Here is a 21312-nt window from a genome sequence, read left to right on the forward strand (position 1 = left end):
TCAGGAGAATGGTCATGTTCAAAGTAGTGAAGGAGCGTCTGGTCTGGTGGCCGGTCAATGTGGCCGTGCCGACGGATGACGGCAACGTCGAGGAGCAGGGCTTCAGCCTCCGGTTCCGTGTCCGTGATGTCGATGGCAACCGCGATCTTCTCGCCAACGCACCCGCGATTGGCCCAAGCGATGCTGGCGAAAAGCCGCTGTCCGAATCCTACGCCGAGTTCGTAGAGCAGCTCGCCACTGACTGGAAGGATGTCGAGAGCGACCATGACGACATCGGCGGCGGGCGAGGCACTCTCGCCTTCAACCGCAGCAACCTTGTCCAGGTCATGAAGGTGCCGGGCGCGTTCATGGCTGTACTCGAGGCCTATCGCAGCTGCTCGCTGGGCGAAAAGGCGACCCGGACGGGAAACTGAAGGCGCTGGCGGCCCGATGGGCAGGGGGTCGCGGCGGCGCGGTACTGGCGGATGACGCCGCAACAGCGGGCGCGAAATTGCCCGCCTGGATGAAGCGCAAGGAAGAGACCGATGAAATCCAGCTCCTGCCAGATGAAGCGGACACCGCGCAGCTCTTCCTCGCGCTCGGCACACAATGGCGGCGGCACGCGATGACCGGCATGTGCTTGGGCCTTGATTATGGCGTGATCCCGCCGACTGCGCAGATGCTGGCGATCGAGCTGAGCCCTGCCCGGTTCCTCGATCTGCGCATGATGGAGCAAGCCGCCCTCGACCAGATCGCAAGAAAGGCCGCGCGATGACGCTTGTCGTTCGTGCCAGGATCGAGGTCGACAAAGGCAGCGCGCAGGCCGATCTGCGCCAGGCGGCCGATGCGGTAAAGCAGGTCGGCGATGCCAACCGTGAGGCCGCAACTGGCGCGTCCGCGCTGACCACTGCGACCAACACCATGTCGACCGCCCAGCGCGAGGCGGCGCAGGCCGTGCGCGGCGAGGCTGCCGCCCAGGACGAAGCTACGCGCGCCAAGGTCGCCAATACTGCCGCTGCAGGCCGCCAGCGCGCAGCCTATCAGCAGCTGGGTTTTCAGGTTCAGGACGTATTCCAGCAGTTTGCGCTGGGCATCAATCCGCTGGTGATCCTCGCCCAGCAGGGTGGCCAGGTGACTAGCGCCTTTGCGATGATGGGCGATACCCAGGAAGGCACACAGAGCAAGTTCACTCGCTTCATGACCTTCCTCTCCGGGCCGTATGGCGCGGCGGTTTTTGGTGCGGTTACCATCGGCGGGTTTCTCATCCAGTCCTTGCTCGACAATGCCGATGCAGCTGACGCGGCAAATGCAGCATCAGAAAAGCTCGCAAAGCGCGTCGATGACATGGCCACATTCTTCGACCTTGGCACTGGTGCAATTTTGCGCCAGAACGAGGCGCTGATCGCCAATGCTCGGTTGAAGCGCCTGGATGAGATCGATGCTATCAGGGCAGCGCAGCAGGCCCGTGGCAGTGAAATTCGCTCGCTTGTTCGGGGCAGCATGCCTGGCGATGTCAGCTTCGGCGGGACGTTCGGCAATGAAACTGGTCGCGTTGCAATCCGCCGAAGTGGCCCGTCTGACCTCGTGCGCGCGCTCAACGGCGCAAGAGGCGGTAAGGAAATAGAAGATGCGCTGGTTGCTATCGGTCGCAGCGATAGCGCCAATGCCCAGCGTGCGCGGGAAATTGCCCGTCTTCGCGCAGAGGCGGCAAACGACGCCCAGGAGCTTGCCCGCCTTAATCTGGAAGAAGACTCGCTCCGTACAGGTCGGCTAGCTGAAGAACTCCGCACAGATAAAGACCGCTCTAAGCCTGCTGGGCGCACGCGACGGGATGGTGGCGCAGCCCGGGCTACGCGAGAAGCTGCGCAGCTACTGGATTTCACCGCCAGCACCGAAGAGCGCGTTCGGCGGATCACCGAACAGTTCGACGAACAGCCGCGCCTGGTGGATCAGGTGGCGAAGGCGAGTCGCGAGCTGGACAGCATCCAGGCCGAAGTCGAAAAACGCCTCGCCGGTCAACCGGAGAAGATGAAGGAGCTCACCGCCGCGATCGAAGCGGCGCGCGGTCCGGTCGAGGACTCTTTGCTGCGACCTTTCCGCGAGATGGAGGAGGCCGGGGATCGCCAGCTCGAGCAGATGATGCTTGTGCTGCAGGGGCGCGAATCCGAAGCGGAAGCCCTGCAACGTATCCAGCAGTACGAAGAGCGCAACGGTGAGCTGACCGAAGAACAGCGCCTCGGTGTCCTGGCGCAGGTCGAGGCCGAGCGCGAGCTTGGCCGGCTGATCGAGGATCGCGGCCGCAAGCTATCGATCTACAACGCTTCGATCGACGATACGCGTGCCGCGCTGGAAGATATTCTGTCGGGTGGAAGCCCCAAAGACTTCCTGAAGTCCATGGACCAGAACTTCAGGCAGTTGCAGGGGCGCCTGCTGACTGAGCAGCTGTTCGGCGATGCACTACGCGAGCTCGAAGATTTTGCCTCAGGCCGCACCAGCTTGAAAACGCAGACGGAACAGCTGGTCGAGGATCTGGCGAAGCCTGGGCCGGTCGCCAACAAGCTTGCCGACGCGATGAATGAGGCGGCCGACAAGATCAATCAGGCCGCGCAGAAGATTGCAAATCCTAGCACGATCAGCACCATGCCCAATTCAGTTCCGACGGGAGACGGAACGTTGGGCAAGGTCGATCCGATCACGGGCGAGATCGTAGCTGTCGCCAAAAAAGTTAATGACCGCGCTGTTCTTGTGAGGGCCGATCCTACCACCTTCGATTTCATCAAACGCCTGTACTCGGAGGGCTTCAAAAATGGCCTCAAGCCGCTCGAAGACATCATCGGGACCAAGTTGTTCAATGGTTTAGGCGACATTATCGGCGGCGCCATGGCTGGCAGGGCAGTCATCGGCAATATCATCGGCGGCGGAAAGACGGGGCAAGCAGTCGGGGCCGCTGTCGGCGCGGTTGCCGGTCCCGAATTGATGGCGGCGATATCCGGTCCTTTTGCCATTGCGAGTGAAGCCAACAAAATCATCGGCGACATCTTTGGGTTTGAGGGAGGGCCGCTCGGTATCTTCACCGGGCTGCTCAAATCGACCAAGCGCGGATCTGCAACCATTACCAGCGTTGATGGGAACGCGACCTCTCGCGGTAACAGCCAGGAGCGTATCCAGGCATCGCTCGGTTTGGCCGGCGGCGTCCAGGAACAGCTGCGCCAGATTGCTCAGGAATTCGACGCAGAAATCGGCAGTTTTGCCGTGAGTATCGGCCAGCGAGGGAAGGATTTCCGCGTTGATACCAGCGGCAAAGGCCGCACCAAGACCAAGCGCGGCGCGATCGATTTCGGTCAGGATGAAGAGGCCGCAGTTGCCTTTGCGCTTCGTGATGCTCTTAGCGACGGAGCCATCAAGGGCCTGTCGGCTGCAATACAGAAAGCGCTCAACTCCAATCCAGACGTCGACCGCGCGATCAAGGAGGCGCTTAAGGTCCGCGATGTCGAGGATCTGCTCGAGGGCATTGGTGGCAAGATCCGAAAGGAAGTCCGCGACTTCGACCGTCAGGCCGACGAACGCCTGCGGATCGCCCGCGACTATGGCTTCGACATCATCGAGATCGAGCGCATCAATGCCGAGGAACGGTCCAAGCTGATCGAGAGCATCCTGGAAGACCGCGTGGGCGCTCTGCAGGATCTGCTCAATGACCTGGTGTTCGGCGACCTGGCCGAAGGCACGCTGTCGGAACGCCGGCAGCGGCTGCTCGAGGAAATCGGCAAGGCTGAGGCTGATGCGGCCAAGGGCATCGACGGTGCTGCCGATCGCCTGGCTGACCTCAACCGCCGACTGATCCAGCTTTCGCGCGATGCCTATGGCACCGCTGGCAACGAATATGCATCTGACCGCGCCCAGGCGATCGCCAGCGCCGAGCGCATCATCCAGATCGAGAATGACCGTATCCGCGGCACCCAGGAGGCGGCTGCGGAAACCAACCGCCAGCTTGCCACTGCCAACCAGCTCAGCAACGAGCAGAACGACATTCTGGCGCAGATCAATACCGGCATCCGCAATCTGATATCACTGGATGGCGTGCAAATCAGCGGCGGCGGCAACGCCAGCATCGATCTGGGCGCGATCGGGCGTGAGGTCAGCCTCAGATGAGCGCGCGAACCGGCCAAGTGCAGTGGATCGAGCTGCGCCCCCGAGATCCGGCCACCGCCGGGCTGGCGACGCTGCGTTTTGCAGGCGGCGCGGTCGAGCGCAGCTATTTCCGCGAGGAGAATAACCAGCATTACAAGGCGGGAGTCGTGTCCGCCCCTCGTTTCGCTGCGCGAATCGGGTTCGGCCGCGACGGCTTTACCGGCCAGACCGTTCCCCAAGCCAGCCGCATCCAGATCGCTCCGGCAGAGCCTGCAGTTTTCGAGAGCCTGGCAGGCTACTTCTGGAAGGATGCGGAGATCTCGATCGACGCCGGTCCGGAGGACGCCGCGACCTTCCCGCGCCTGTTCACCGGCACCGTTGTAGGCGACTCCATCGCTGATGGCGTTTTTACCCTCACGATCGCCGACCTGTCGACTCGCCTGGACAAGCCGGTGTGCGACAAGCGCTTCGCCGGCAATGGCGGGATTGAGGGTGGCGAGGAGGCTGAAGGCCGCACCAAGCGCCGCAGCTGGGGCTATGTGTTCAACGTCGAAGGGCGGCTGCTCGATCCTGCCAACAGCATCTATGAGTTCGGCGACCCGGCGTTTCCGCTGTCCGGCTTCTCCGCTCTGCGGGACAAGGGCCGCACGGGACCGTTTACCGTCCTTGCCTGGCAGGGCAGCATCGCCGCCACCTTCGCGGCGCTCCAAGCCAGTTCTCCGGCCCAAGGCGGAGGCGTCGTTGCCCCCTCGATCGCGTGCGCAAAGTGGTGGACGCAGCCCAGCGGGCCGCTGACGGCGGATTTTATCGGTACGCCAGGCACCGGTGGTTCAATGGCTGTGGCGTCGCTAATCGATGCGGTGTCAGCGCGGTTCAGTGGCCCAGCGGTCACCAACCGCACGGCTGGCAATGCATTGCGCCCAGCTGCTGCCGGCATTCATGTTGGTGATGAAAACACCACGGGCGCGCAGGTGATCGATCGCCTGGCGCTGGGATCTTCGCTGATCTGGGTTGCGGCACCCGAAGGGGTTATCCGCCTGCTGCCATGGACGTTCGACAACGGCGGTGCAGAAGTGTTGCAGGGCCAGTTCATCGGCCGTGAACGGGCTCATGCGCCCCATTATCGCAGGCGCGTGGGATTCCAAGCCAACAACCGTCGGCACAGCGAAAGCGAGATCGCCGAAAGCATCCGGCTCGATGATGGAGTGCTATTCGACTCGCTGCGGCCTTACGAGGCGGACGCCACCGCTGGCGCAGTCATCCCCGACCCACAGACCTACGTACCTGGGGACACCTACCCAGGCTATGTCAGGGATAGCACCGGAAACGTCCGTGACCCCGGCGAGTTGCTGAACAGCGAGATCGAACTGACTGCGGCGGGTCGCCTGCAATATCGCCCGTTGCCCGATGTCGCGCCGGTGTCGCTGGGGCAGATTCGCTTGCCCGATCTCAATGCGGTGAGCCAGGATGCGTTTCGCCGCGCCGAAGATGATATCGACCAAATGGCAACTGCGCTCGCGGTCGCGCTCGATGAGGCATCGCGGACGCGCGCGACATTCACCGATGCCGGGTTCTATGTCGACGCCGCCACCGGCCAGGTCCGCATTCATGCGATCGAGCAGACGCGTGAGCGGGTCAGCACGGCGGAAATCAGGCTGAACGCGGCAGAAGCCAATATCAACATTCGCGCCACGAACAGCTATGTGAATGAGCAGATCGCGCTGGCGGCTTTTGATCCCAGCCAGATCGCCGAACTGACCGACATCTTCCTGCGCCTTGGAGCCGCCGAGGTCGATATCGACGGCCTCAATGCAACGGTCACCACGCTCGCCACGGTCACCGAACTGAGCCTGGTGCAGGGCCGGGTCTCCACCGCCGAGGAAGCGATCGACGCGCTTGAGGGCACGATCACCTCCAAGGTCGACACCACCACATTTGACGCGCTGGCAACGCGCGTGACCAATGCGGAGACGGTGCTGACCGCAATCGGCGACACGGCCTCGATCCTCAGTTCGGTGTCGGCGGTCCGTCTGGTCGAGAAAGCGCAGGAGGCCAATGCCGAGCAGGATCTGTGGGCGTTGCTGCAGGGCGACCGAACGAAGCGCGAGCAGGTCGCGGCCATCGCGGCGGCGCGGCAGGAACTGACTGCGCGCATCATCGACGGCGACATGGCAGAGGCAGCGTTCCGGCTGGCGCTGCAGGTGCGGGTCGGTGCTGCTGAGGCGTCGCTCGCAACCGAGAGCCTGACGCGGGCGACGGCCGACAGCGCCCTTGCCAACCAGATCACAACGCTGAGCGCGAGCACGACAACGAGCCTTGGCGCGCTGACCGCTGCACTCGATGCCGAGATAGATGCCCGAGAGGGTGATGTCGCCACTCTGACAGCCTCGATTACCACTGAGCAGAGCGCCAGAACCGATGCGGACAGCGCGCTGGCGTCGGATATCTCCGATCTCAGCGCCAGCCTGACCACGGCTGCTGGGACACTGCAGACGAACATCAACGATGCCAACCAGGCGCGCATCGATGGCGACGCCGCGCTGGCATCGTCGATCACGACGCTGAACGCCGAACTCGACACCGAGGTCAGCAACCGTGCCGCGGCGGTAAGCGACGAAGCGCAGGCTCGCATTGATGGCGATGGCCTGATCGCGGCAGGGCTTGCCCAGCAAGTGACAGCGGCCCGGGTTCTGCTGGGCGAGGCGAGCGAGCTTGCTGATCTCCTGCTCGGCTCTCTGCTGAACAACGACCGCAACCGTCGCGAGGTCAATGGCGCGGTGGCGGGCGCGCGACAGGAAATTACCGCCCAGATCGTGAGCGAGGTCGAGGCGCTGTCCACCCGCATTCTGGCGCTGGTGGCACGGGTGGCGGGCAACGAGGCCAGCATCGTTGAGGAAAGCATCGCGCGCGTCACCGCCGTGGAATCGCTGGCGTCCACGATCACCACGCTCAACGCCAGTTTCACCGGTGCGCTCAGCGCAGAAGCCACGGCGCGGACGAGTGCCATCGCCGCCGAAGCAACCACACGGGCAACGGCAATCAGCAATGAGGCGGCCGCCCGCGCCACGGCCATCGGTGAAGAAGCGACCACCCGTGCGACATTGATCAGCGGCCTCGAGAGCGACATCGGCAGCGCAATCATCCAGATCGGCGAGGAGGAAGCCGCTCGTATTGCCGCCATTAATGCGGAAGCGGCTGCGCGCGGCACGGCGATTACTGCAGAGGAAAGTGCCCGCATCGCTGCGATCAATGCCGAGGCGGCTGCGCGGTCCGCAGCCGTGACCACGCTGACAGCATCCATCAGCAGCGAGGCGACGGCGCGAGCCAGCGCAGATGGTGCATTAGCAGGCCAAATCACAACGCTGAACACCACAGTCGGCGCGCAGAGTGCAACGCTGACCACGTTCGGCGAAAGTATAAACGGCCTGAAAGCGCGCTGGGGTGCCAAGGTCGATGTGAATGGTCGGGTTGGCGGCTTCGTTCTCAATGGCACCTCCGACGACATCGACGCAATCTTCGTGGTCGATAACTTCAAGGTGGTCGATCCCGATACAGGCACCGCCTTCCTCGACGCCGATGCTGATGGCCTGCGCCTGCAGAATGGCAAGATCATCATGAACAACGGCACGAACATGCTCGTGATGGGGGCGGGGTTCGGCGTCGATAATCAGTTCGTGATGTGGTTCGGCCCGAGCCGCGCGATCAGCGCCTGCAACGAGGCGGACGCGCTGTTCTTCCTCGATGTGACCGGCGACGGCGAATATGGTCTGCGCCTGGGCAGCAACTTCTACAAGAACAGTGGCACCGGCACGTCGCTGGCCAGCAACGCCCAGATAATCGTCGGGCCTTTCGTCACCGATGGCGGGTCCAAGCAGGTGAGCATCGGCTACACCTATTTCCGCAATGTTCAGATCACCGATGCGTTCGTCTACACGGGAGCGGTGCAGGCCGTGCTCCGCGTCGAGCGCAGCGTCAACAGCGGCACCTGGGCAACGGTGGGCGATTACACCTTCAACGGCACAGCGACGGGCTTTGATGGCTTCGGCCCATCAGAGCCGGGCAGCGCGACGATCCAGATCAACCAGGCTGCAAGCTTCACCGACACCACCAGCGGCACGGGCACATTCAGCTATCGCGCCACCATCATCAGCCGTTCGGTTGATGGCCTCACCTCGACGGTTAGCCTTGAGGACGCCCTCAACCAGACGTTCACCCTCATCAGCACCGAACAGATCACATAAGGGAGTCTTTACATGGCTTGGTATCGCACCGGCACAGTCACCGTCACGAACGGCAGCGCCACCATTACCGGCAGTGGCACGGCGTTCATCGCCAACGCATCGATCGGTGAAGGATTTCTGGGGCCCGATGGCCGAACCTATGAAATCACCAACATCGCATCCGACACATCTATGTCAATCAGCCCGAACTATCAGGGCAGCACTGCAGGCGGCCAAGGATATGCCATCGCACCGCTGCGCGGCCGAATCGCCGAATTGATCGCAGAATCGAGCAGCTTGCTGGCTTCATTTGCCAACGTTCGTGATGGTGTTGGCGCTGGCTTGTTCCCCGATGGATCATCGGCGGCACCGGCATTTCGTTTTGCAAGCGACCAGGACACCGGAGTCTATCGCATCGGCAGCAACAGCTTCGGCTTTGCTTCAGGCGGGGTGCTTCGCGCGTTGATTGGGGCTGATGGCCAGTTTGAGGTGAAGACGCCAGCGACCGGCCAATCGTTGCGCGCGGAGTCGACCGTATTTGATCCAAGCGCAAACAATCGATCTGCCATTCTCGCTAGCGGCGGCTATGGCGGGGGTATACTGCTGCGGGATAATACCGGATACTCAGGTTTTTGGGCACAGGACTCCGGCGCAACACTGCGCATCGGGTTCGGATCTGCCACTCTGACGGCAAGGCTGGACCTGACTGCTTCCGAGATGTTTCCGTCATTTGACAACGGATATACGCTGGGCAAGGCGGGCAACCGTTTTTCTGTTCTCTATGCGGCAACTGGTTCCATCAACACGTCCGACGAACGCAACAAGCATTGGCGGGGGGCATTGAATACGGCCGAGCTGCGCGCGGCCAGGCGCATCATCGCCGAACTCGGCATGTACCAGTGGAACGATGCCGTGGCCCAGAAGGGCGAGGACAATGCTCGTCTGCACTTTGGTATCCGCGCACAGCAGGCCTTTTCTATCATGGAAGACGAGGGGCTGGACTGGACCCGTTATGCATGGTGTTGCTTCGATGAATGGGAGGGGGGCGAACGCTATGGCGTCCGGCCCGACCAGCTGGCGTTTTGGCTGATCGCCGCGCAGGCGGCGGTACAGGCTGATCTTGAGACCAGGTTGGCGACGCTGGAGGCAGCATGAGCCTGGTCCCAACTACAGTTGCAGAATGGCTAACTGGACGAGCGATCTATGCCCAATCCGAAGATGGCTCGTTGCGCGCGAGTTGGGGCGACGTCGCAATCGAAAGCGAAGTGTTGTCGCCTATCGCGGCGGCCGCCGACGCTTCCGCTGAAGCTGATCGCCAACTCGCATTTCTTGGCCAGCCATTGGCCGAAGAGGTTGTCGAAGTTGATGGTGAAAGGGTCGGTCTGTTGGGCACTTGCCAGCGGATCGTGTGTGACCGCGCGGGATATGCGCTCGGGCCGACCGTGCTCATCGTTGGCGCAGAAGAGCAGGACGGCGGCACAACCCGTCTCACCGTGCTGCGGCCAATGGGGGTAAACGCATGAGCCGGGGGATCGGCATCATCGCGCCGCTGCCGGTGGCGGCGGTCACCGTAAGCGACGGCACAGGCGGGTCTAACCTGCTTTCGCCGGCGACGCGGGAAGTCTGGCGGGCAGCGGCCGTCGGAACTTCAACAATTGACATTGATTTCAGCGCGCCTGTCTTCGTCGATACTGTGTTCCTTGGCTTTACGAATGCAACGGCTGCTGCAACGTGGAGCGTTGCGACCATGACCGGATCGGGTGGCGCGGGGCTCAACGTTGTACGGCCCGTAACCACTCTCAGGGTGCCCTATTCGACTGGTGCCAGGCACCACGCTTATGTGCGCCTGGCTGTGCCTGTCACGACGCGCTATTTGCGCATAACCCTCAATCAGGTCGGTGGTAGCGCGCCCCTGCAGGCTGGTGTTCTGATGGCTGGCCTGACAATCGAACGACCCTATGAGTACCGCGCCGGCCGAGTGGCACTGGACCTGTCCAAAAGGACGGAGCTGGTCGATGGCGGATTTGGCATCAGCAAGGCGGCGGTTGTTTCCTCGTACCGTTTCACGCTATCTGGGCTGACCGATAATCAGGTCGAAGAGCTGTGGCAGATCGTGATGACGATCGGCGAGAGCGCGCCCGTGTTGATTGTGGAAGGCCATGACATAGCTGTCAGGTTCTCGCATTTGCATTACGGCCTGTTCCAACGCCTTGAGCCCTACGAGCGCGAGGAGCCTGAAGATACCCGCTGGGGTCTGAGCATCAGGGATTGGGGGTGATGCAGCTCACCCGGCAAAATCCCGTGCCATGGGCGTACGGTCAGTTCATGTTTGATCGTATCCTCTCGTTCGCCCGCGACCATATGGTTGATGATGTCCGTGACTGGTGGCGGTGGTGGTCCGTCCGTCTTCTCGCTGTAGCGCTTGCGCTTCAGACGCTGCAGCTGGCCTCCCCTGAAGCGCTGGTGGTATTCTGGCAGTCGGTTCCGCCGAGTCTGCGCAGCATGTTGCCGCCCTGGCTCGATGACCTGATTACCGTTGCGCTGATGCTGGCTGCGCTTGTCGCCCGGCACTGGAGGCAGCCCGCTCCGCCCAGGCCGCCCATACAGTGAGCCGCGAACCGATCTTTGCAGCGATCCGCGCGGCTCGCGCTGGAGCCGCCTTCAGCGCGGCCGACGTGAACGCCGTCGACCAGTTGCTCGATAGGCTTGGCGTTGCCCGCGCGGAGATCGAAAAGATCGGCCTCACCTCCGTGGACTTCGCACGAGCTGCCGCCAGACTTCAATGCACCGTGGCGCAGGTCCGTGCGGTGTGGGAGGTGGAAAGCAACGGCGGGTGGTTTCAGGATGTCCGCGCCGATATCCTCGCCGCCGATGGTCCTGGCGGTTTCATCGACGGACCTGACCTGCCGAAGATCCTTTTCGAAGCCCATATCTTCGACCGCGAGACAGACGGACGATTCCGGGCCTCGCATCCCAACCTGTCATCGGCACGCTGGAACCGCGCGCTCTATGTCGGCGGCCAGGCCGAGTGGCTGCGCCTGCACCGCGCCATGCAACTCGATCGCCGGGCAGCACTCCGTTCGGCTTCCGTCGGCGGCGCTCAGATCATGGGCTTCAACCACAAGGCTGCCGGCTTCGAGACGGTCGAGGCATTCTGGGATGCGATGAAGACCAGCGAACGTGCGCACCTGGACGCCTTTGCATCGTTCATTCAAGCCTCTTCCCTGACCGTTGCATTGAGGCAGATCAGCAACCGTTCTGCCGACTGTGTGCCCTTTGCTCGTGGGTATAATGGCAAGGGTTTTGCTGCCAACAATTACCACGTCAAGATCGCCGCTGCGCACGCGAAGTGGAGTCGTTCGTGACCAGTTTGGTATTGGGTGGGCGGATCGGCAGCTTATCCAATAAGGTGATGTTTATGATGCCGCGCTCCTTCGGGTAGTCATATCCCTGGAGCGCCTGGATGATCGTCCAGGAGATGGAGAGCCCCTCGGCCTGATAGCTGAGTTGCTCGATCCGATCCGGGTCATAGGTGATGATGGCGAATCGGCGACGGGTCATCCTGCGGTGTTCGCATTTTGTTCCGCATATCGTCAACGGCAACTGGCACTCGAATTGGCCAAAATTCGCCCCGCTATTTTTGGCCAGAATTTTTGGCCAGCTACAGCGATCATGGTTAGCAAAACCCTAAATCTGCGCCGACCGCTGCCGTTCATGGTCTGGACCACGATATTCCAGCGAAGGAGTTGCAGCAATGATCGGATTACTGGCGCAAAAGGGACTTGGCCTGTTCACACGCAGCGCCGCGCAGCCTTCGCCGGACCGTGACCGGCTGATCGGACTGCTCGACATGCTGGTCGATCAATGCGACCGCGAGGCCGACCTGATCGACGATGCGACGCTGCTGCCCGATCGCTATTACTCGGTAGCCCGCGCCGCCGTGCAGGGGCATTACCGGATCGAGCCCGAGCGCATTGCCGAACGCCTGCTGCGCCACTGAGCGCAGGCCGCTTGCCCAGGCTATCGTTTTCGCGCTTGGCAGCACCGGTTTGATCGGCGATGACAGGGGCCATGGCTGACCAGATATCTCCGGCGTCCGAACGCGAAACCCCGACCATCGATCCGCGCACCGGCGAACCCCTGCCCGAGGCGACGCCTGCAGCAACCATCATCGTGTTCCGGCAATTGCCCGGGGGCGGGGCGCCTGAACTGCTGATGGTCGAACGCTCGGCGCAGATGGTGTTCGCAGGAGGGGCCGTGGTGTTTCCCGGCGGCCGGGTTGATCCCGACGACCACGCGCTCGCCGCCACGATGGACCATGCGCTCGAGCCCGACGATGCCGCCGCACGGATCGCGGCCATTCGCGAGACGATCGAGGAAACCGGGCTGGGCCTGGGCTTCATAGATCCGCCCGAGCGCGATGCGCTGGCCAGCGCGCGCGCGGCGATGCACGGCGGCGCCGTGTTCTCGGACGTGGTGCGCACCGCCGGATGGCAGTTCGATCTGTCCGCGCTTACCCCGTTCACCCGCTGGCGGCCGCCGTTCAACAGGCACCGCGTTTTCGACACGCGATTCTTCATCGCGCAGTGCGATGGGCATGATCACATCATCGAAGTAGACGAGACCGAGAACCGGCACCTGTTCTGGGCAACTGCAGCCGAGGCGCTGGCCATGGCGCAAGAGGGCAAGGTCAAGCTCATCTTCCCGACGCGGCGCAATCTGGAACGGCTGGCGCAGTTCGGCAGCATAGGCGAGGCGCTGGACCATATCGCCCGTTACCCATCGCAAATGATCATGCCCTATATAGAGGATCGCGACGGCCAGCCGCATCTGTGCATCGACGAGGATCTGGGCTATCCGGTGACCAGCGAGCCGATCACCAGCGCGATGCGCGGCTGATCCTTTTCCGGCGTGCCCGCAAAAAGCCGCGCGCAAGGGGAACCCCGGCGCGGCCGGCCGCGTAACCCGTTCATCCCAACCGGAGATGAACAATGTTGCAATATGCCCTTATCTTCCTGATCGTCGCGATTGTCGCGGGCGTTCTGGGTTTTGGCGGAATTGCCGGCGCGTCTGCCGGGATTGCCAAGATCCTGTTCTTCCTGTTCCTGCTTTTCCTGGTGATCAGCCTGGTCATGCATCTGGTGCGCGGTCGAGCGTAACGCCGCAGACGCAAGGCAGACACAAAAAAGGCCCGGAGCGATCCGGGCCTTTTTCGTATCGAATGCCTGCGATGCGCAATCAGTCGATGGCGCGCTCGGCAGCCTTGCCGACGGATTCGACGTCACGGCCGGCACCCTTGACGGTGTTGCAGGCAGACAGCAGCGTCACGACGAGTCCGGCGGCGACGATCATGCGATAGGAACGGGTGCGATTCATGGTCGATAATCCTTCGTTTTCAATAACCTGATGCCGTTTGCGGGCGGCATGACCCGGCCACCTACGCTGTGGCGGCCGGAAGGTTGCGCACAAATAAAACGGAACCATCCCGCAGGCGGCGAGTTGTTGGAAGAGTGGGATCCGGACAGGCGCGCTGAGACAATGCGCTGCCCGACACCCTTTTTCCACGGACCAATCACGCTGCTTTGGGGGCAGCTATCGAGAGGCGCAAGCGATGACAATCAAACCGGACCACAGCACGACTGACGAAACCGCCGAGCAGGTTGCTCCGGAGGCCATCGTGCCGTTGGACGATGCAACCTTCAAGCAGCGCCTTGCTGCCACCATTCCGCATCTTCGCGCGTTCGGTTACAGCCTGTGCGGCAAGATGGATCTGGCCGACGATCTGGTTCAGGACACGATGCTGAAGGCATGGGCAGCGCGTGCGAGGTTTCGTCCCGATACCTCGATGCGTGCCTGGACCTTCGTGATCCTGCGCAACTGCTATATCTCGCAGATGCGCCGCAACAAGTTCACCGCGCCTTATGATGAAGGTGTTGCCGAGCGCACCCTGACGTCCAACTCGGATCAGCAGGCGCCGCTCCACCTCGAAGACGTGCGCATGGCACTGATGCAGCTGGGTGCCGACCAGCGCGAGGCGATCATTCTCGTGGGCGCCGGCGGCTTCTCCTATGAGGAAGCGGCAGAAATCTGCGATTGCGCGGTCGGCACGATGAAGAGCCGGGTATCGCGTGCGCGCGCCGCCCTGGTTGCGATGCTCGATGGCGATTCACCCATCGGCACGCGTCGCCAGCGCAATTCGGCTGATGAAGCGATGAGCGACATCCTGGGCACTCTCGACCGGTTGAGCGAGGGCGTTACGGCGCTTGCAGCTTGACCCTCTCGATCCGGCGCAGTGCCGGAACCCATCGTCGCGGCGGCGGTGGGAGGCTGCAACCAAGGACGCCGACAGACGTCCTCTTTTTACAAAGCGGCCATACCGGCCGGAACGGGAAGTGAAGAAAGTGCGCGGTGTCAATTCCCTGGAACGTCTGGAGGAACCCGCCATGCATACATCTGGTTTTGATCCGCTCGTGATGCGCCAGGCGCGGATCGGTCGCAGCCTGCGCGAGGTCTATGACTGCGTCACCGACACTCCGCTGCCCGACCAGTTCGATGCGTTGCTCGCCCAGCTCGACAAGATAAACCTGGGCGGCGGATCACGCTGAACCCAGCGTGCCATCTGAAGAAATCACGACCGCCCGTCCTCGCCTGAGGTCGGGCGGTTTTTCGTGATCTCTCGCAGCGAATTTCGTGCGCAAAAAAAGGGCCGCGATCCGGTGTGGATCGCGGCCCTGTTTTGCGTGGCTCTGTGCAGGCTGATCAGCTGATCAGCGCACGCAGCATCCAGGCGTTTTCTTCGTGCTTACCTATGCGTGCGGTCAGCAAATCGGCGGTGAACACGTCGTCTGCGTCTTCGGCGACTTCCACAAAGTCGCGCATCCGCTTGGCGATCGCTTCATTGTCGGCGATCAGACCCTTGAGCATGGCGTCCGCCTGGTGCGGGGTTTCGCTCGAATCGACGATCGAGAGCTTCGTGTAATCGCCGAACGAAGCAGGAGCGATCTCGCCCAGCGCGCGGACGCGCTCTGCGATCACGTCGGCAGCGGCGTGCAGGTCTTCATACTGCTCTTCGGTCAGCTTGTGCACGCTGTAGAACGCCGGGCCGACGATGTTCCAGTGAACGCCCAGCGTCTTGAGATAGAGCGAATAGGTATCGGCCAGGCCGTGCTGGAGCGCCTTGGCGACTTCCTTGCGGTCGTTGGCTTCGATGCCGGTGTTGACGGTGTCAGTCTTGGTCTTGGCTTTGGTCGCCATGTCATGTCCTCCTGTTGTGGATGCAGCAAAGGGCGGTCGCGCACAAAGACGTGACCTTTCCTGAGTGCCTACGCACTGCCCGACCCCCGGTTCCGCATGCTTTGCCGGGATCTGCCGCCTGCAGGCAGGTGATCACGCGGACTCTTGACAGAAGGTTACAAATAGAAGCTAGATAGCGCAGGAGTGGGGCCATGAACGATGAACTGCAACCAACTGGCGTGAAACAGAAATCCGATCAGGCGCCGCCGCTTGCATTGGTTGGCTGGACGCATCTGGACATGCCGAACGGAATTGATCTGAGGGTGGAGTGCGCCAGGTCGCGCATCGCGCTCGACAATGATCTGATCGAGCAGCAGGATATCGTGATGACACGCAACCAGGCGTTGCTGCTGGCGCGCTATCTGCTCAAGGTCACCGGCCAGACGCTGCCCGAAGAGGCCAGGCCGACCTTCTGGGCGCGGGTCAAGTCGGTGCTCACCCCGGCAAAGGCGCCGGTACGCGGCACGCCGCGCCACTGGGCATCCTGAGGCCCACACCGTTCGCGCTTGAATTGCCCCCAACACCGATCTACCGGGCACAGCCATGGGACATCTGCGTATCCTTGTGAACCGCATCATGCCGGCCCTGCTGCTGGCGATGCTGTTCGGCGCGCTCGCGCCGCAGGGGTTCATGCCGCGCTTCGGGCCGGACGGGCTGACGATCGAACTGTGCTCGGGCCTTGGCAACAAGGCTGCGACCATTGCCCGCGATGATCCGCGCTATCAGGATTATCTGAAGCTGCATGCAGCAAGCAGCGCAGAGCCGGTCCACGATCAGGGCGACGAAGGCGACAATCCGATGCCGCCCTGCGCCTTTGCCGGCATCGCGATGCTGGCGGTTCCTGCCGAAGCGGCGGCGCTGCCGCTGATGCTCGCGACCCGAGATGTTCCGCCCGCGCTGCACCACAGCCTGCTGCGCGCTCGGCACCATGCCGGCACGCCGCCTGCCACCGGGCCTCCTTCGCTCACCTGAACCTCGCAAATCTGCTGCAGCGCTGAGCCAGCGCGCCGGATGACCCGGCGTGCCGATGGCGCTGCGGCTCATCCTTTCCCCGTTCAGGGACGATCATATCCATGAAAAACACTGCAATTCTGCGCGCTGCCCTGTTGGGCGGCGCCGCACTCGCCATCGTGTCTCCCGCCCTCGCGCAGGGGGTCGGCCAGCGCACCGATCCCGTCATCGTCGTCACTGCCAGCGCCACCGGCACGCCGACATCGCCCTCGGTCGAGGAGGTGCGGCAAAGGCTGGAGCGCATCCCCGGCGGCGTCGGGCTGGTCGAGGACAACGTGTTCGCCGAGGATTTCGCGCAAAGCATCGGCGATGTGCTGATCTTCACCCCCGGCGTGTTCGCCGATACCAGCGCGCAGCGCGAATCGCGCATCTCGATCCGCGGATCGGGGCTCAACTCGGGCTTCGAGCGGCGCGGGCTTACCGTGCTGCGCGATGGCGTGCCGATCAGCCGCGCGAGCGGCGCGACGGAGTTCCAGGAGATCGATCCGCTCACCATCCGCTATCTCGAGGTGTTCAAGGGCGCCAACGGCCTGCAGTTCGGCGCGGCCTCGCTGGGCGGCGCGGTCAACATCGTCTCGCCCACCGGGCGCACCGCACGATCGAACTTTGCAGGGCGTATCGAGGGCGGCAGTTTCAACACCCTGCGCGGCAACGTCAGCGCTGCGGGAGTCTCGGGAAGTACCGATTATTACATCGGACTGACCGGCCTTCGCGATGACGGCTTTCGCGAGCACAGCGATGTTCGCAGCCTCTACGGCCATGGCAATATCGGCTTCAGGCTGAGCGATGCGGTCGAAACGCGGTTCTATGTCACCGCGCTCAGCGACAATTTCGAATTGAACGGATCGCTGCGGCTTGCCGATGCGCTTGCCAATCCGCGTGCTGCGGGGCGCCCGGTCACCGTTGGGCCCTTCCGTCCCGGCGGTCCGGTCACGGTGCTCGATCCCGGCCCGGTCGCCGATGACTGGGACCGCAACCTCGATGTCCTGCGCCTCTCCAACCTTACCGCGATCACTTTGGGCAGCAGCACGCTGGAGATTGGCGGCTGGTACACCCGGCGCAAGCTCGACCATGCGATCACCCGCTTTGCCGGGATCATCGACCAGAAAGAGGACGAGTTCGGCGTCTCGCTGCGCGCGCTGGGCGAGTTCACGCTGCTCGGCGATACGGTCAGCCGCTGGACGCTGGGCGGCAGCTACGCCAAGGCCGACAACCGCGCCCGCCGTCACCGCAACCGGAATGGTGAGCGCGCCGGGCTGACCAACGAATCCGACCAGGATTCCACCAACCTCACCGCCTTCGGCCAGCTCGACCTCGGCCTGACCCAGCGCCTGACAGCGGTGCTGGGTGGGCAATATGTAAAGGTGGTGCGCGACGTCGACGCGATCCTCGCCGAAGTGTCAGGACGCGGCGAGTACGAGCAGTTCAGCCCGCGCTTCGGACTTCTCTATGCGCTGAGCGATACTGCGCAGCTCTATGCCAACATCAACCGCAGCTTCGAACCTGCGAGCCTTGCCGACCTGACCTCGGGCGGCTCGCGGCCCTTCGCCCCGCTCACGGAACAGCGCGCGACGACCTACGAGATCGGCAGCCGGGGGCAGGCGGACTTCGTCGCCTGGGACATCTCGCTGTATCGCAGCGAGGTGGAGAACGAGTTTCTCGACTTCGGCGTTCCGGGCACAAACGGGTTCGTGTCGTTCACCGACAATGCCGACAGGACCATTCACCAGGGGATCGAGCTCGGCCTGGACGTCTACGTCGCGCGCGCGCGGCTGGCGGCGCGCGGGCAGGCGTTCACGCTGCGCGGGGCGTTCACGTTCAACGACTTCCGCTTCGATGATGATGTCACTTATGGCGACAACCAGCTCGCCGGCGTCCCGCGCTATCTCTTCGTCTCCGAAGCGCGGTTCGAGCAGAAGGACTCATGGTACGTCTCGGCCAACCTGCGCTGGGTGTTCGATGGCCCCTGGGCGGACTTTGCCAACACCGAGCGAGCCCCGGGATACGAGCTGGTCGGGCTGACCGCGGGGGTCGACGTGCTGCCCGGGGTGCGATTGTTCGGATCGGTCGAGAACCTGTTCGACACCGCGTTCATCTCCAACGTCGCCACCAACGCCAACCAGTCGCTCGAGCGCGCCGCGATCTACACGCCCGGGGTCGGGCGCGCGATCTATGGCGGCATCACCGCCCAGTTTTGAACGAAAAGACAAGGGAGAACAGCATCATGGCAAACCGTCCCAGGCTCGCACGCTGGTCGATGAGCAAACACCAATGGCTGGCGCTGATCGGCGGCATCAGCCTCTTTATCTGGGGGCTGTCAGGCATGGCGCATATCGCCATGGTGCTGTTCGGCCCGCAACAGGCCGAGTTCATGCCGCCGATGCGCGCCGTCGATATGTCGGCGGCGCAGCCGGTGGAAACGGTGCTGGCCAAGGCCGGGATCGCTAAAGCCACTGCGGTCAGGGTGGTGGTCGGCAAGGGCGCCAACCTGCTGCAGGTGACGCAGACGCCCATGGCTGCGCGGCGCTATTTTGAACTTGGCACCGGGGCGGAGCTGGCAGGATACGACGCACGCCAGGCCGAATTCATCGCGCGGCACTACCTCAAGGACACGCGCCCAGTGGCCGAGATTGTCCACCAGACCGCGTTCGATGCCGACTATCCCTGGGTCAACCGGCTGCTGCCGGTGTGGCGGGTTCGCTTTGCAGGCGGTGATCGGCTTACGGCGTATGTCCACACCGAAACGGGAAGCCTCGCTGCGGTCAACAACGTGACCAAGACCCGTATGCAGACCGTGTTCCGCTGGCTGCACAGCTGGGAATGGGTGCCGCCGCAGCTCGAATGGCTGCGCGTCGTCGTCATCACGCTGATGGTCGGCAGCCTTGCCGCGCTGGCGGTCACCGGCATCCTGCTGCTGGTTGCGATCCGGCGCGGCAAGCGGCTGCCCGGATCGAAGGGGTGGCATCGCGCGATGGGCTATGTGCTGGCATTGCCCCTGCTGATGTTCTCGATCAGCGGCATCATCCATCTGGTGCAGTCGGCATTCGAACGCCCGACCAGCCAGATGCGGATGTCGCCCCCGGTGAATGTCGCAGATGCGCGCTACCCGATCGAACGCGACTGGGCGGAGGTCGCTGCCGGGCTCGAGGTTGCCAGCCTGTCGCTGGTCGAAGCCCCTGATGGCCGTCCACTTTATCGCCTCGGCCTCGCGCAATCCCGCGACGCGATGCCCAAAGGCGAGCACGATCATAGCGCGCATCAAGGACACACGATGCCGATGGGCGACACCGCGATCCGCAACGCGCGCTTCGACGGGATCAGCCCCACCGGCCCCGCGCTCTATGTCGATGCCGCCACCGGCAGGCCCTGGCCGCAGGGGGACAGGGCGCTGGCCAAGGCGCTGGGGCGCAGGTTCAGCGGCGCGCCGGACAGCGCGATCACGTCGATGGAGGTCGTCACCCGCTTCGGCCCGGACTATGATTTCCGCAACAAGCGCCTGCCGGTGTGGCGGATCGATTATGGCGAGCCAGTGAACGCGACACTGTTCGTCGACACCACCACCGGCGTCCTCGCCGACCGCACCGAGAACTGGCAGAAGCCCGAGCGCTATATCTTCAGCTTCATCCACAAATGGAACTTCCTGTTCCCGATCGGCCGGGTCGGACTGAACGTGGTGGTCGGCGTGTTCGTGATCCTGCTGCTGGGCTTCATGGCGGGAATCGGTCTGGTGCTCGACCGCAGGCGCCGGAGAACGCGGACCTAGAGCAAGCCGAATGCGCCCTGGGTGCCGCAACCCAGGGCGTCGCCAGACAGCATGACGCAGATTCCTGAAAGGCATTAAAAGCACACGATTGTGCGGGCTCCCCCCCCGGTCGGTTTGAGCCCCGACCGGCATAGCCCCGATATGGCGTAAATGCCGTTTGACAGGCGTCCCGCCCAAGCGCATCGGCGCCTAGCGACTTGAAAACGCAGGGGAAAATTAATGAAAAATTTAGCATATGCCATGTCATTAGCGCTGCTCACCGGAACGATTTCGGCACCGGTTGCAGCCCAGGAGGCGCTGGCAATTGGGGCCGATCAGCGTCCGACGCTGCGCGCCGGAACCTCGGTTCCGCTCAAGACGCTCACCGAACTGACCACCAAGGGCAAGAAGCTGCGGGTGGGCGACCGCTTCAATCTTGAGGTGTCGGAACCGGTCATGGTCAACGGCGTCACGGTCATACCGGTGGGCAGCCCGGCGATCGGCGAGATCACCAGCGTGCGCAACAAGGGCATGTGGGGCAAGTCCGGCGCGATCGAGGTGCGGATGCTCTATGCCACCGTTAACGGGCGCCAGATCCGGCTGTCGGGTGCCACCGACGACAAGGGCGTGACCGGGACGGCTGGGGTTGTCGGCGCCGTCGTGCTGCTGCCGATCGCAGGATTCTTCCTCACCGGCACCAGCGCGGTCATTCCTGCCGGAAGCTCGATCACCGGCTTCGTCCAGGAAGACGTGCCGCTGTCCTTCGCCAAGGCCGCCGAGCCTGCGCCGATGGTGGTCGGCACCGCTGCCGCTGCGGCGGTATCGGCAACCGAACAGCCTGTCGCGGCTCCCGACGGTCCGCAATAAGCCGACCCTGTCAGGCACCGGGCCACCACCGGTCCGGTGCCTGACCGCAGGCGATGCCAAAAGCCGCTTGCC

General features: G+C 63.2%; 22 protein-coding genes. 19 read left to right on the forward strand and 3 right to left on the reverse strand.

All coding sequences use genetic code 11. The features are described from left to right. The first annotated feature begins 14 nt into the window (after positions 1-14). From IP68_RS04885 to IP68_RS04925, 9 genes are all read left to right on the forward strand, one after another. Positions 15-413 (forward strand): hypothetical protein, encoded by a 399-nt coding sequence (locus IP68_RS04885; RefSeq protein WP_156317948.1) that lies wholly within the window; start codon positions 15-17, stop codon positions 411-413. An 89-nt stretch (positions 414-502) separates the two neighbouring features. Then, entirely contained in the window at positions 503-754 is a 252-nt protein-coding gene (locus tag IP68_RS04890; RefSeq protein WP_054133865.1) for a DUF1799 domain-containing protein, read from the forward strand. Next, on the forward strand, positions 751-4128 hold the full coding sequence (locus IP68_RS04895; RefSeq protein ID WP_054133866.1) for a phage tail length tape measure family protein: 3378 nt from the start codon (positions 751-753) through the stop codon (positions 4126-4128). The genes IP68_RS04890 and IP68_RS04895 overlap by 4 nt, the downstream gene beginning before the upstream one ends. Next, positions 4125-8348: a hypothetical protein gene (locus tag IP68_RS04900; protein ID WP_054133867.1), complete on the forward strand. Its 4224-nt coding sequence runs from the start codon at positions 4125-4127 to the stop codon at positions 8346-8348. The genes IP68_RS04895 and IP68_RS04900 overlap by 4 nt, the downstream gene beginning before the upstream one ends. A gap of 12 nt (positions 8349-8360) precedes the next feature. Then, the gene (locus IP68_RS04905) at positions 8361-9482 is read left to right on the forward strand and encodes a tail fiber domain-containing protein (protein WP_054133868.1); all 1122 of its coding nucleotides are present in this window, start codon (positions 8361-8363) and stop codon (positions 9480-9482) included. Next, positions 9479-9850, forward strand: coding sequence for a hypothetical protein (locus tag IP68_RS04910; RefSeq protein WP_054133869.1), 372 nt, complete (start codon positions 9479-9481; stop codon positions 9848-9850). The genes IP68_RS04905 and IP68_RS04910 overlap by 4 nt, the downstream gene beginning before the upstream one ends. After that, positions 9847-10605 (forward strand): hypothetical protein, encoded by a 759-nt coding sequence (locus tag IP68_RS04915; RefSeq protein WP_054133870.1) that lies wholly within the window; start codon positions 9847-9849, stop codon positions 10603-10605. The genes IP68_RS04910 and IP68_RS04915 overlap by 4 nt, the downstream gene beginning before the upstream one ends. Next, a complete protein-coding gene (locus IP68_RS04920) occupies positions 10605-10937 on the forward strand; it encodes a hypothetical protein (RefSeq protein WP_054133871.1) in 333 nt (110 codons plus the stop codon). Before IP68_RS04915 ends, IP68_RS04920 begins: the two co-directional genes overlap by 1 nt. Beyond that, complete coding sequence (locus IP68_RS04925) at positions 10934-11692, forward strand: N-acetylmuramidase family protein (protein WP_054133872.1); 759 nt, start codon at positions 10934-10936, stop codon at positions 11690-11692. Before IP68_RS04920 ends, IP68_RS04925 begins: the two co-directional genes overlap by 4 nt. On the opposite strand, the gene IP68_RS20130 is transcribed toward IP68_RS04925, so the two are convergent. Then, positions 11652-11888: a hypothetical protein gene (locus IP68_RS20130; RefSeq protein WP_156317949.1), complete on the reverse strand. Its 237-nt coding sequence runs from the start codon at positions 11886-11888 to the stop codon at positions 11652-11654. The two genes, IP68_RS04925 and IP68_RS20130, sit on opposite strands and share 41 nt — an antisense overlap. Before the next feature lie 193 nt (positions 11889-12081). Between IP68_RS20130 and IP68_RS04930 the strand changes: the two genes are divergently transcribed. The 3 genes from IP68_RS04930 (at position 12082) to IP68_RS19690 (ending at position 13486) form a co-directional block, all read left to right on the forward strand. After that, positions 12082-12327, forward strand: coding sequence for a hypothetical protein (locus IP68_RS04930; RefSeq protein ID WP_054133873.1), 246 nt, complete (start codon positions 12082-12084; stop codon positions 12325-12327). Positions 12328-12398: 71 nt separating this feature from the next. Beyond that, a complete protein-coding gene (locus tag IP68_RS04935; RefSeq protein ID WP_156317950.1) occupies positions 12399-13226 on the forward strand; it encodes an NUDIX domain-containing protein in 828 nt (275 codons plus the stop codon). 92 nt (positions 13227-13318) lie between these two features. Next, entirely contained in the window at positions 13319-13486 is a 168-nt protein-coding gene (locus tag IP68_RS19690; RefSeq protein ID WP_069050829.1) for a DUF1328 domain-containing protein, read from the forward strand. Positions 13487-13565: 79 nt separating this feature from the next. Here IP68_RS19690 and IP68_RS04940 read toward each other — a convergent pair whose 3' ends face one another. Beyond that, positions 13566-13679 carry an entericidin A/B family lipoprotein gene (locus IP68_RS04940; protein ID WP_054134317.1) on the reverse strand — a complete coding sequence of 38 codons (114 nt, stop codon included), beginning with the start codon at positions 13677-13679 and terminating at the stop codon, positions 13566-13568. A gap of 259 nt (positions 13680-13938) precedes the next feature. Here IP68_RS04940 and IP68_RS04945 point away from each other — a divergent pair, with 259 nt between their 5' ends. Both IP68_RS04945 and IP68_RS20135 read left to right on the forward strand, forming a co-directional pair. Next, a complete protein-coding gene (locus tag IP68_RS04945) occupies positions 13939-14601 on the forward strand; it encodes a sigma-70 family RNA polymerase sigma factor (protein ID WP_069050828.1) in 663 nt (220 codons plus the stop codon). A 169-nt stretch (positions 14602-14770) separates the two neighbouring features. Beyond that, positions 14771-14932 (forward strand): NepR family anti-sigma factor, encoded by a 162-nt coding sequence (locus tag IP68_RS20135; protein WP_156317951.1) that lies wholly within the window; start codon positions 14771-14773, stop codon positions 14930-14932. A gap of 154 nt (positions 14933-15086) precedes the next feature. Here the strand turns inward: IP68_RS20135 and IP68_RS04950 are convergent, their stop codons facing one another. Continuing rightward, positions 15087-15581: a Dps family protein gene (locus tag IP68_RS04950; protein WP_054133874.1), complete on the reverse strand. Its 495-nt coding sequence runs from the start codon at positions 15579-15581 to the stop codon at positions 15087-15089. A 191-nt stretch (positions 15582-15772) separates the two neighbouring features. Between IP68_RS04950 and IP68_RS04955 the strand changes: the two genes are divergently transcribed. The 5 genes from IP68_RS04955 (at position 15773) to IP68_RS04975 (ending at position 21240) form a co-directional block, all read left to right on the forward strand. Beyond that, positions 15773-16108: a hypothetical protein gene (locus IP68_RS04955; RefSeq protein ID WP_054133875.1), complete on the forward strand. Its 336-nt coding sequence runs from the start codon at positions 15773-15775 to the stop codon at positions 16106-16108. A gap of 55 nt (positions 16109-16163) precedes the next feature. Then, complete coding sequence (locus IP68_RS04960; protein ID WP_054133876.1) at positions 16164-16592, forward strand: hypothetical protein; 429 nt, start codon at positions 16164-16166, stop codon at positions 16590-16592. A gap of 101 nt (positions 16593-16693) precedes the next feature. Continuing rightward, positions 16694-18829, forward strand: a complete 2136-nt coding sequence (locus IP68_RS04965; RefSeq protein ID WP_054133877.1) for a TonB-dependent receptor domain-containing protein — start codon at positions 16694-16696, stop codon at positions 18827-18829. A 26-nt stretch (positions 18830-18855) separates the two neighbouring features. Continuing rightward, entirely contained in the window at positions 18856-20394 is a 1539-nt protein-coding gene (locus IP68_RS04970) for a PepSY domain-containing protein (protein WP_156317952.1), read from the forward strand. Positions 20395-20613: 219 nt separating this feature from the next. Beyond that, complete coding sequence (locus IP68_RS04975) at positions 20614-21240, forward strand: hypothetical protein (RefSeq protein ID WP_082382141.1); 627 nt, start codon at positions 20614-20616, stop codon at positions 21238-21240. Positions 21241-21312 lie beyond the last annotated feature (72 nt).

Origin of the sequence: Blastomonas sp. AAP25, from assembly GCF_001295965.1 — a bacterium.
Classification (GTDB): Bacteria; Pseudomonadota; Alphaproteobacteria; order Sphingomonadales; family Sphingomonadaceae; genus Blastomonas; species Blastomonas fulva.